Annotated in this window: 7 protein-coding genes and 2 riboswitches; of the genes, 1 reads left to right on the plus strand and 6 read right to left on the minus strand. The window is 47.5% G+C overall.

The window, feature by feature from the left end; all coding sequences use genetic code 11:
* Nucleotides 1–29: 29 nt before the first annotated feature.
* Together HP399_RS28220 and HP399_RS28225 are read right to left on the minus strand one after the other, a co-directional pair.
* The gene (locus tag HP399_RS28220; RefSeq protein ID WP_173618418.1) at nucleotides 30–1,331 is read right to left on the minus strand and encodes a histidine--tRNA ligase; all 1,302 of its coding nucleotides are present in this window, start codon (nucleotides 1,329–1,331) and stop codon (nucleotides 30–32) included.
* 294 nt (nucleotides 1,332–1,625) lie between these two features.
* On the minus strand, nucleotides 1,626–3,002 hold the full coding sequence (locus HP399_RS28225) for an NCS2 family permease (RefSeq protein WP_173618419.1): 1,377 nt from the start codon (nucleotides 3,000–3,002) through the stop codon (nucleotides 1,626–1,628).
* Between the two features lie 195 nt (nucleotides 3,003–3,197).
* Nucleotides 3,198–3,299: riboswitch (purine riboswitch) on the minus strand.
* A gap of 137 nt (nucleotides 3,300–3,436) precedes the next feature.
* Here HP399_RS28225 and HP399_RS28230 point away from each other — a divergent pair.
* Nucleotides 3,437–3,922 (plus strand): NTF2 fold immunity protein, encoded by a 486-nt coding sequence (locus tag HP399_RS28230; RefSeq protein ID WP_173618420.1) that lies wholly within the window; start codon nucleotides 3,437–3,439, stop codon nucleotides 3,920–3,922.
* Between the two features lie 65 nt (nucleotides 3,923–3,987).
* On the opposite strand, the gene guaA is transcribed toward HP399_RS28230, so the two are convergent.
* From guaA to HP399_RS28250, 4 genes are all read right to left on the minus strand, one after another.
* A complete protein-coding gene (gene guaA / locus HP399_RS28235; RefSeq protein ID WP_173618446.1) occupies nucleotides 3,988–5,526 on the minus strand; it encodes a glutamine-hydrolyzing GMP synthase in 1,539 nt (512 codons plus the stop codon).
* Nucleotides 5,527–5,684: 158 nt separating this feature from the next.
* Nucleotides 5,685–5,787: riboswitch (purine riboswitch) on the minus strand.
* A gap of 20 nt (nucleotides 5,788–5,807) precedes the next feature.
* Nucleotides 5,808–8,042, minus strand: coding sequence for a transglutaminase TgpA family protein (locus tag HP399_RS28240; RefSeq protein WP_173618421.1), 2,235 nt, complete (start codon nucleotides 8,040–8,042; stop codon nucleotides 5,808–5,810).
* 4 nt (nucleotides 8,043–8,046) lie between these two features.
* A complete protein-coding gene (locus tag HP399_RS28245) occupies nucleotides 8,047–9,252 on the minus strand; it encodes a DUF58 domain-containing protein (protein WP_173618422.1) in 1,206 nt (401 codons plus the stop codon).
* 14 nt (nucleotides 9,253–9,266) lie between these two features.
* The gene (locus HP399_RS28250) at nucleotides 9,267–10,220 is read right to left on the minus strand and encodes an AAA family ATPase (protein ID WP_173618423.1); all 954 of its coding nucleotides are present in this window, start codon (nucleotides 10,218–10,220) and stop codon (nucleotides 9,267–9,269) included.
* Between the last annotated feature and the right edge of the window lie 79 nt (nucleotides 10,221–10,299).

The raw sequence follows: 10,299 nt of genomic DNA on the forward strand, positions 1-10,299 counted from the left end.
AAATGGAAGAAAAAGACTATCTTTCCTCTTTACCCTGATAGCTTGTCGGACAGCCACTTTTCAACCAACTCCAAAGGAACCGATTGTTCCGTTCCCTCTCGCATATCTCGAACGACGACCTGCCCACTGTTCACTTCGTTTTCCCCATAAATCAAGGCAAAAGCAAAGCCTTCTTTGTTTGCATAATCGAGTGCTTTTTTTAGTCGTCTACCTGTCAGCTCCAGCTCGACTCTGATGCCGCTCTCGCGCAAGCGATTGGCCAGTCCAAGACTAGATGCTTCTGTCCCGAGGGGAATGACGAGTACATCAGCAGCTTTCTGCTCTTCCGTATTGCGATTTGCCAACGCTGCCAGAATGACATCCAAGCCAAACGAAATCCCTACAGCGGGATACTCTCTTCCATCATCCAAAAGCCGACCGATAATCTGATCGTAACGTCCCCCACTACCGATACTGGACGTCATACTTCCATCCTGCAAAAAGATCTCATACACAATCCCTGTGTAGATCCCTAACCCTCTTGCCAAAAATGGCGAGAAACGAAGCTCCCCACCCACACCCGCTCCTTTTACATAGGCAAGCATATCACGCAGCTCCCGAATCCCTTCCTGAACTAGCTGGGATGTAAAACGCTCTGCCAACAGATCCAGGGTAATCACACCTTCTTGCAGGAAAGACGTAATCGCTAAAACGAGTGGCTCCTCGACGTTTCGCTCCCGCAAATCATCACGCACTCCGTCCACGCCGATTTTCTCGAGCTTATCCAGCGACAGCATGACATCCCCGGCCCGCTCTACGGGAACTCCCAGCTCCTGAAGCACCCCAGATAACAGCTTGCGATTGTTGACCTCAATGTACACGTCTAGCCCCAGCCGCTTGAATGCCTCAAACGCCATACTGAGCAATTCTGCTTCAGCCAGCACCGATGTTGTTCCCACGATATCGACATCGCATTGAATAAATTCGCGCAAACGCCCGGTTTTTACTGGACCGTCCCGAAATACTTTTCCGATCTCATACCGCTTGAACGGCATCCGCATCTCAGGATTCATGCCCACTACCTTCGTCAACGGTACGGTCAAATCATAGCGCAGCCCAAGCTCTCTATCTCCTTGATCGCTCAAGCGATACACTTCCTTCAAGATTTCATCCCCGCCGCCGTACTTGGATGCCAGTAATTCGTAGTGCTGCAGCATAGGCGTCTCCAACGGTTTGCAGCCATATGTCTCGAATACTGCTTCGAGCGTCCGTCGTATCCAGTTTCGTTGCATTTGCTCCTGCGGCATGAAATCTTTTGTGCCTTTTACCGTTTTTAATACTTCGTTTTCCATGAGTAACACCCTTTCTTTTTTCAGATAGAGAAAACCAAAAAAGCCATGCAAGGCAACTTTCTGCCCGCATGGCTTCCTAAATACACCACCGCAGGCACGAAGCACAAGAAGCGCTTGCACCTGCGGAAAAATTTCCGAAGATACAAACGCTCTACGTGTGGTGATGCTGTTGAAGGAACATGTTTAGACCTGTCATGAGAATCGGTCCATCCTTCCATGAAAAAAGATTTTTCCTATCATAGCGCAAAAAAAGCTCCCCGTCCAGTAGACGAAGAGCTTCATTCCCAAAAAATTCTATTCGCGCAACCAGATGAAGTACGCCAGGAAGACGAAGAACAGCACATACATCGCCGGATGCACTTCGCGAGCCTTGCCCTTCATTACCTTCATCACCGGATAAACGATGAAGCCCGTCGCAATACCTGTTGCAATACTGTAAGTCAATGGCATCAACAAAATCGTCAGGAATGCAGGGAACGCTTCATCCAGGTCATCCCAAGCTACTTTTGCAATGTGAGAAGCCATCAGAACACCGACGATAATGAGTGCTGGTGCCGTAACCGCTGGAGTCACAATTGCGAGAATCGGCGAGAAGAACAACGCCAACAGGAACATACTCCCTGTGACAACTGCTGTAAATCCGGAGCGTCCGCCTGCCGCTACCCCTGCTGTCGACTCAACATAAGCCGTAGTGGTAGATGTACCGAGTACCGCACCTGCCATACCTGCAATCGCATCAGAAGCGAGTGCTTTTCCTGGACGTGGCAAATTGCCGTCTTCGCGAAGCAATCCCGCTTGGTTTGCTACACCCAAGAGCGTACCCGTCGCATCGAAAAAGTCTACAAACAAGAATGTCAACACAACAATCAGCATGTTCATGGTGAACAAAGCGGATGGATCACCGAGATATTGGAACGCAGCACCGAATGTAGGAGCAAGGCTCGGTGGTGCAGAAACGACTTGCTCAGGCAGATTCACCAGTCCGAAAAACATCCCGGTAATCGCCGTAATCAACATTCCGATAAAGATACCTGCATTGATTTTGCGAGAAAGCAGAATGACCGTCACGATCAGACCAAACACCGCAAGCAATGCATTTTTCGCTGCCAAAATTGCTTCCGGCTTCATGCCCTCGTGATAGAAGGTCAGATGTCCCAGTGCTACGAAGGTGGCATCATTTGCTACGATGATACCTGCGTTTTTCAAACCGATAAAGGCAATAAAAAGTCCAATCCCTGCCGAAACCGCGTATTTCAAGCTTTGTGGAATCGCTTTGATGATCGCTTCACGAACACCTGTCAGAGACAGAATCAAAAAGATCGTACAAGAAAGGAATACGCCAGCCAAAGCCTGTTGCCAAGGAATTTGCATCGTCAGAACGACGGTATAAGTGAAAAATGCGTTCAATCCCATCCCCGGAGCTTGACCGATCGGCAAACGTCCGAGAATACCCATTAACAGTGTACCGAGAGCAGCAGCCAAAGCCGTTGCGGTAAAGACAGCCCCAAATTCAGGATAGTTTGCTTTTAAATCTGGCGGCAGATCAGCACCACTGAGAATGAATGGATTGACAGCCAAGATATAAGCCATTGCCAAAAAAGTAGTGATACCTGCGATGATTTCGCGACGGTAATTGGTGCCTAGCTTGTCAAACTCGAAATACTTCCGCACCTATAAGTCCCCCCATACTAATCTTGTTGCAAAAAACAGATAGACTGTTTTTTGCCGACCGTAAACGGTCACATCTTATTTAATGAAAAACGTCGAGACGTTTTTCACAAAAAAAGGCCCGGACGCTCTTATCATGCGCCTGGCCTTCAAACAAAACACTCCGGGAATAATTCCAAATATAATAACAAAATCAGATCCCGATGACATTTTGTTCGTAGCCAGGTCGTTAACGGCGACCATCTAGAAACTCTCGAGCCATATTCTCAAGAATATACGAACCTTCCTATATTACCTGCTCACATTGAGAAGTGTATCAGGTGACATAGGGAATGTCAACGAAAATACGAACATTCATTTTTAGAAAGAGTTTAATATCCGGATATTTACTAAGAAGGGCTGTGTTATACTTCATAACGAGATGGAGGAGATCCAAAATGAGCTTTATGGATGCTTGGGAACAAATAATAGCGGAGCAGGAGCGAGAACGTGACCGGCTTCGAGTCAATCGAATCACCGTTCGGGTCGACGATAAGAAAAAGAGCAAGCGCAACGTTCATCAAAAGGAAAAGCTCATCGAATATGGCTTTGTAGAACGTGATTTGTATGATGAGAATTTATTTGGGAGGTTTGAACTCTACTTCGCCGATCGCGACGCTCTTCTCCAGCAAGATCGGTTTGGAGATGAAATTGCTTTTGGTGAGCTTACAGATGAACATGCAGCTGCCACGGCAATCTTCTCCTATTTAGCGGAGCACTATTCTCAGTTTTTAGAGGAAACTCCCTTCGCTATCAGTTATAACCCTATTGCAGAAGCTTGGATTATCGAAGGAACTCTTCCTCCTGGATGGCTAGGCGGAGTCATTTATATTGCTCTTGCAAAAGAAAATGGAGAGCTTCTCATGATGTATGGAACGAGATAACTGGTCATAAAAAAACTCTCTTTTATTCGCAAATTACGCAAATAAAAGAGAGTCATTTTTTGTTCCTATTCCCACTCAATTGTTGCTGGTGGTTTGGACGTTACATCATACACAATGCGGTTTACATTGTCTACTTCATTTACGATACGCACAGAGATTTTCTCCAATACATCCCACGGAATGCGCGCCCAGTCAGCGGTCATACCATCAATGGACGTTACCGCACGGATCCCTACTGTGTAAGAATACGTACGAACATCTCCCATTACACCTACGGTCGTCATGTTTGGCAAAGCCGTGAAGTACTGCCAGATTTCCCGATCGAGACCTGCCTTGGCAATCTCCTCACGCAAGATCGCATCGGATTCACGAACGATCTTCAGTTTTTCTTCCGTCACTTCACCCAAAACACGAATGCCGAGGCCTGGTCCTGGGAATGGCTGACGCCAAACAATCTCATCTGGCAAGCCCAGTTCTTTACCCAGTTTGCGTACTTCGTCTTTGAACAAGGTTTTCAATGGTTCAATCAACGTGAACTTCATGTCTTCTGGCAAACCGCCTACGTTGTGGTGCGATTTGATCGTTTGTGCAGTTGCTGTTCCACTCTCCACGATATCGGTGTACAGCGTACCTTGTGCCAGGAAGTCCATATCTGTCAGCTTCGCAGCCTCTTCATCGAATACATAAATGAACTCGTTACCGATGATTTTGCGCTTTTGCTCTGGGTCAGATACACCTTTGAGCTTGCTCATGAAACGCTCGCGAGCATCGATCTTGATCACTTTCATGGAGAATTTCTCACCGAATGTCTCCATTACTCCTTCTGCTTCCCCTTGGCGCAGAAGACCATGGTCTACGAACATGCACGTCAATTGATCGCCAATCGCTCTGTGAATCAGCGCTGCTACTACGGAAGAATCCACACCGCCGCTCAACGCACACAGTACTTGCTTGTTGCCAACTGTTTCACGAATGCGAACCAGCTCGTCCTCGATGAACGTCGTCATGCTCCAAGTCGCTTCACATCCACAAATGTTGAACAGGAAGTTTCCGATGAACTCAGTACCTTTTTGGGTATGAACTACTTCTGGATGGAACTGTACGCCGTACAGCTGGCGCTCAGGGTTGCTGATCGCAGCTACCGGGCAGCTGTCGCTTACCGCATCAATGACAAATCCGGTTGGGAGCTCCACTACTTTGTCAGAGTGGCTCATCCACACGATTTCGTTCGTATCCCATTTGTCGTACAAGCTGTGTTTTTGCTGCATACGCAATTCAGCTTTTCCGTACTCACGTTTACCCGCGCGTTCTACTTTTCCGCCCGTCAAATGGCTCATCAACTGCATACCGTAGCAAATACCCAATACAGGCAAGCCCAGGTCAAAAATCGCAGGGTCTACAGTTGGTGCTCCCTCTTCATACACGCTAGCAGGTCCGCCAGAGAAAATAATCCCTTTTGGATTTATCTCTTTAATCTTTTCAACAGGTGTATTGAACGGTATCAGTTCACTATAAACACCCAGATCGCGTACACGGCGCGCGATCAACTGATTGTACTGGCCTCCGAAATCGAGTACGACGACCATTTCCATTGACTTGTCCATCATATCCCCCTTCTCCTGTAACATACAGGACGTGCAAGTGTCGGCATGCCATGCGAAGTTGTCGCATATTTGCAAAAAAGCCGGGACTGCTATCTCCGATAATCAATACGGAGGCAACGTCCCAGCTTGTGTACACATGTGCGGTTTGCATGTACAAAAATCCGATGTGCTCTCCTCGTAGTCGCCAAATTTACGGTCTAGCGGTAGAAACTTTCAGGCCCTATTCCTGATCATTATACGAGTCTCATTGATCGTCATTCTAGCAGATGGAACGGCATTGTTCAAGGTTTCAATTGACGGATTAAGCGTTCGAGTATTTGCTCTGCTATTGTTCTCGCCTTTTGTTCCATTTGTTTGTAGCCATACACGGTACGTTCGTACAGCTCCGTCAAATAGCGCAGGTCTTGTCGCTTGTCTGCCGGCAAGGTCATCCTGCCCACGTACTCCCGCAACGTTTCTCCTGGCTGTCTGCGCGTGTAGACTCGCTCCATCATTCGCATCAGCAGATGGTACCGATCCGGGAACTCACTGCTTCGCTCTTGATTCAGTTGCCTGCGCATCCACCATAGCTGGATGTCTTGTCTACGGCGCCACGCAATAATTCCTGCTACGATAGCGGCTACAGCCAATCCCACATTTACTTGCCAAGGAATTTTAATCCAGCTGCCTGCCGGGCTGTCGCCCTCTTCCAGCTCATTGAAACGTCCATCTCCACGATCGATGTTCGTTTGATTCTCCATGTTTGGCAATGGGATGGGGATCTGCGGCTGTGAGGTGACCAGATCATAATTAAAACGAACAGGAGACATGAATGTACTCGTCGCTTCAAAAGGAACCCAACCAACCCCTGGGAAGTATACCTCTACCCACGAGTGAGCATCCTTGTTGCGCACTTCTACAGTCTCGTAGTTAAACGCATCCGTTCCCACTCGTTCACCTGGAGCAAAGCCCTTGACCCAACGTGTTGGGATATCCAGGGTACGAAGCATAACCGCCATCGAAGTGGAGAAATGATCGCAGTACCCTCGAAGGCTGTCAAACAAGAAGTGATCGACAAAATCCTGGCCTTCTGCAGCGACTGGAACGTCTTTCGTTTCATACTTATATTTTCCACTTGCGCGCAAGTAATTCTCGATCGCTCTCACTTTGTCATAAGGAGTCTTGGCATCCTTGGTAATTGTTGCAGCGAGCTCTCTTACTCGTGGAGGGACCGAGGCTGGCACTTGCAAATAGCGCTCTTTGATATCATCCGGATAGTTCGTCCCCGCATTCGTCACGGCCTTTTCACTGACAATCGGTACTTCTGTCTCGACCTTGTATTGATTCAGTTTGAGCAAAAGGGGATTGGGGCCGTACTCTGGCCGATCGTTTTTCTCACTCAGCTGAACCAAATTGATTTTTCCTGCCCGTACTTCCAGTTGCTGATTCATTTTGTCATAAACAACGGTTGCCTCTGGTGGAGCGTAGTTGCTCACCTTTTTCAGCTGACCTTGATAAAAGACAGTCGGGAATTGCTGCGGGCCTTTAAAATCTAATGTCGCTTGTACCTTCTTCGTTTCAAGCCCTTGGAACAACGTATTCTCCCATGTATAAGTTTGCGGGTCCAGGATTGACTCGTACTCTCTATCGCCTTTTTCCCAGCCAACTCCCGTATACACGTCCTTCGAGTCACCGCGCCAATAGCTGCGTTCGTTCGTCTTTGCAATAAACACTAATGTGTTATCTTGTAGGAAAGGACCGCCCAACCGTTCGTCGTTGTTGTCGTATCCTACTTTTTTCATCACACCAACAGGAGTATCGTTTCCTTTCCCTGTTAAAAAGGCGATCGGATCAGGCCATGACGGTCCTGACTTCGGTGCAGCATAACCGATGCCTATACAAGCCATAATGACCATCACCGAGGCCAGCAGTGAGTTGAGCATGATTCGGCTTCTCTTCCCTGCCAGTGTTGCCATGTTCGTCATCTTCATCAGATGGCTAATGGCCAGCATCAGGAAACCAATGATCAGCGTCCGTACAACCCCTGCACTGGCATCATACGGGAGAAACGTATCTAACACAGCCAAATATAGTTCCGTCAAAAAGACAAACCATAAGCCTTGCCGTTGTTCCAGCACGAGATACGTTAACATCGTCGCTAACAACACCAACACGAGATCAAACAAGGTATTCCGCGACAAGATCGACATGCTGGCCCAATCCTGTTGAAACGCTAACGGAAGATCGTGAATCATCTGCCCGTACAATTCGCCAATCCATTCCGAATCAAAAAACGGTTTGTCAAACAAAGTAGCATGCAAAAGCACCATTAGCCCCAGAGCCTTGATCGGTAAGGTGAGCCACCGATAAGGGATCAACAGGTCAATGATAATGACTCCAGCCACAATCGCATAAAACGGCCACAGAACGCCCGTATCGGTTAATGTCTGTAGAGGAATGAGCCACTCTCTTAACATCAAGAACAGAAAAAGGGCCAAGACCCATTCCCAAATCGTTGGACGCTTCCAAACGCTCATGAGTCTATGCACCTCCAATCCGTTTCCACTCTTGATCATCCATGTGAATAGACGTACATGTTACTTTGTTTGCGCCAAGCAGCTGCAACGCTTGTTTTTGTTCATGCGAAATCGTTGACTCGTTCTGCATGAGAAACAACTGCACCCGTCTGCCTTTTTGAGCAAGTGTGACCAAACGACTGATCAACGTTTTTTCTACATGCGGTGTAATAATAATCAAAGTAACACCTTGAGGCTGCTCCAATGCTTCTCTTCCCACAATTCTTGCAAATAACTCTTGTCCTTCTGGCGCGACACGAGCTAATTGATCAAAAACTCTGAGGAAATGGGCATGGGACAGACCTGGTGGTATCGATATGCGTTCTGCTTGCTTGTATACGAGCCCATAATGATATTGATTCCGATTGGCGTAAGCGATCAGACTCGCAGCCAGCTTCACTGCTGTTTCGAACAAGTGCACAGGCTTCCCTTGGTAGCTCGCCTTCTCCACATCAAGGAAAAAGACCGCCTGATTCATCGCCTGATGCTCAAACTCTTTCGTCTTCAGACCCGTCCCCCGTGCGGAAGCTCGCCAATGAATTTGGCTCAACCGATCGCCCCGATGATAGTCTCTTACGCCGCGTACTGCTGCTACGTCATCAGACCGTCGATGGGAAACATGCACAGTCCCACTGAAGCTCCCGTCCCCCAGAGCCCAATGGGTCAATTCTTTGTATTTTGGATAAACGAGAAACTCCTGAGAAATCGAATAAACCTTGCGGCGCTCAAAAAATCCAAAAAAATCCCCGCCGCTCACTACACATTCATCGAGACGATAATATCCCCGCGGTACATTGGGGATGACATAACGAAATTCGACTTCCCTCTTGAACCATGGGAAAATCAGTTGTCGATGCGGCTCATACACGCCAGCCAGCCTCGCCGGCAATGGCTCCATAATCATATTCCATCCCAGCGGAAACCAAATCCTCCGGCGCAGGCGTATCGTTACAATGACATCTTCCCCATCCTGTAGACGATTGCGGTCTAGTTCACGTTCGACTTCTAGTTTCGTGAACATGAGTACATAAGCGACAATTTCATACAGAAGAAATACCAAACTACTATAGAAAAGAAACCAGCTTGAGAAGCCACCTTGAAATTTTGCGAATAAATAAGTGATCAGGACTAATGCAATCGCCTTGAGCCTACCCCACCTTTGCTGTCTCATCTGCAATCACCGCCTTAGCTTACCGGGACACGGGTCTCAGACAAGATCATAGCCAACACCCGATCTACGGTTGCTCCTTCCAGTCTTGCTTCTGGTTTCACAATCATACGGTGTGCAAATACAAATGGAACGAGTTCCTTCACGTCATCTGGAATGACATAGTCACGTCCACGAACGAAGGCCAACGCCTGAACAGCCCGGAAAAGAGCAAGAGAACCGCGCGGGCTTACGCCTAGATAAATATGATGATGCTCACGCGTACGATGACATAGACGCACAATGTATTCTTTTATTCCTTCCGATACCTTGATCGTCGATACCTGCCGTTGAAGTTCCGCAAGCTCGGCTGTGGTCATAACCGGCTGAAGCTCTTCCAATGGATTCGCTGCCGAGAATCTGGACAGCATCCGCATTTCTTCCTCTACCGTTGGATACCCCAAGCTTAATTGCATGAAAAATCGGTCCAATTGCGCTTCAGGTAATGGGAAGGTTCCTTCATACTCTAATGGGTTTTGTGTAGCCATAACAAAAAACGGCTCTTCCAATCGATACGTAGCACCATCGATTGTTACCGAGCGCTCTTCCATTGCTTCCAAGAGTGCAGATTGTGTTTTTGGCGAAGTCCGGTTGATTTCGTCTGCAAGAATGACATTTGCAAAAATCGGCCCTTGACGGAACTCAAACTCCAGACTTTTTTGATTAAAGATAGCAACCCCTGTCACATCCGTTGGCAACAAATCTGGGGTAAATTGAATACGTTTAAACTCACCGCTGATTGATTTGGACAATGCACGTACCATCATGGTTTTCCCAACGCCTGGTACATCTTCGAGCAAAACGTGTCCATTCGCTAGAACAGCCGCTACCATCATCTCAATTACAGAGCGTTTACCAATCAATACTTTTTCTATATTATCGATTAAACTGGCTATTGCCGGATTTACTTGTTCCAATTTGATAGGGTTCATGTTGATACAACTCCTGTTCCATGATATTCTTCCGCAGGTTTGTAACAGATGTTCCTCCATGCTTTTCAGCGTAATTCTA

Origin of the sequence: Brevibacillus sp. DP1.3A (genome assembly GCF_013284245.2) — a bacterium.
GTDB lineage: Bacteria > Bacillota > Bacilli > Brevibacillales > Brevibacillaceae > Brevibacillus.

Excerpts from the sequence above, each read along its gene's own strand:
- guaA (WP_173618446.1), bottom strand. The coding sequence starts at position 5,526 with ATGGACAAGTCAATGGAAATGGTCGTCGTACTCGATTTCGGAGGCCAG.
- HP399_RS28245 (WP_173618422.1), bottom strand. The coding sequence starts at position 9,252 with ATGAGACAGCAAAGGTGGGGTAGGCTCAAGGCGATTGCATTAGTCCTG.
- HP399_RS28230 (WP_173618420.1), top strand. The coding sequence starts at position 3,437 with ATGAGCTTTATGGATGCTTGGGAACAAATAATAGCGGAGCAGGAGCGA.
- HP399_RS28220 (WP_173618418.1), bottom strand. The coding sequence starts at position 1,331 with ATGGAAAACGAAGTATTAAAAACGGTAAAAGGCACAAAAGATTTCATG.
- HP399_RS28240 (WP_173618421.1), bottom strand. The coding sequence starts at position 8,042 with ATGAGCGTTTGGAAGCGTCCAACGATTTGGGAATGGGTCTTGGCCCTT.
- HP399_RS28250 (WP_173618423.1), bottom strand. The coding sequence starts at position 10,220 with ATGAACCCTATCAAATTGGAACAAGTAAATCCGGCAATAGCCAGTTTA.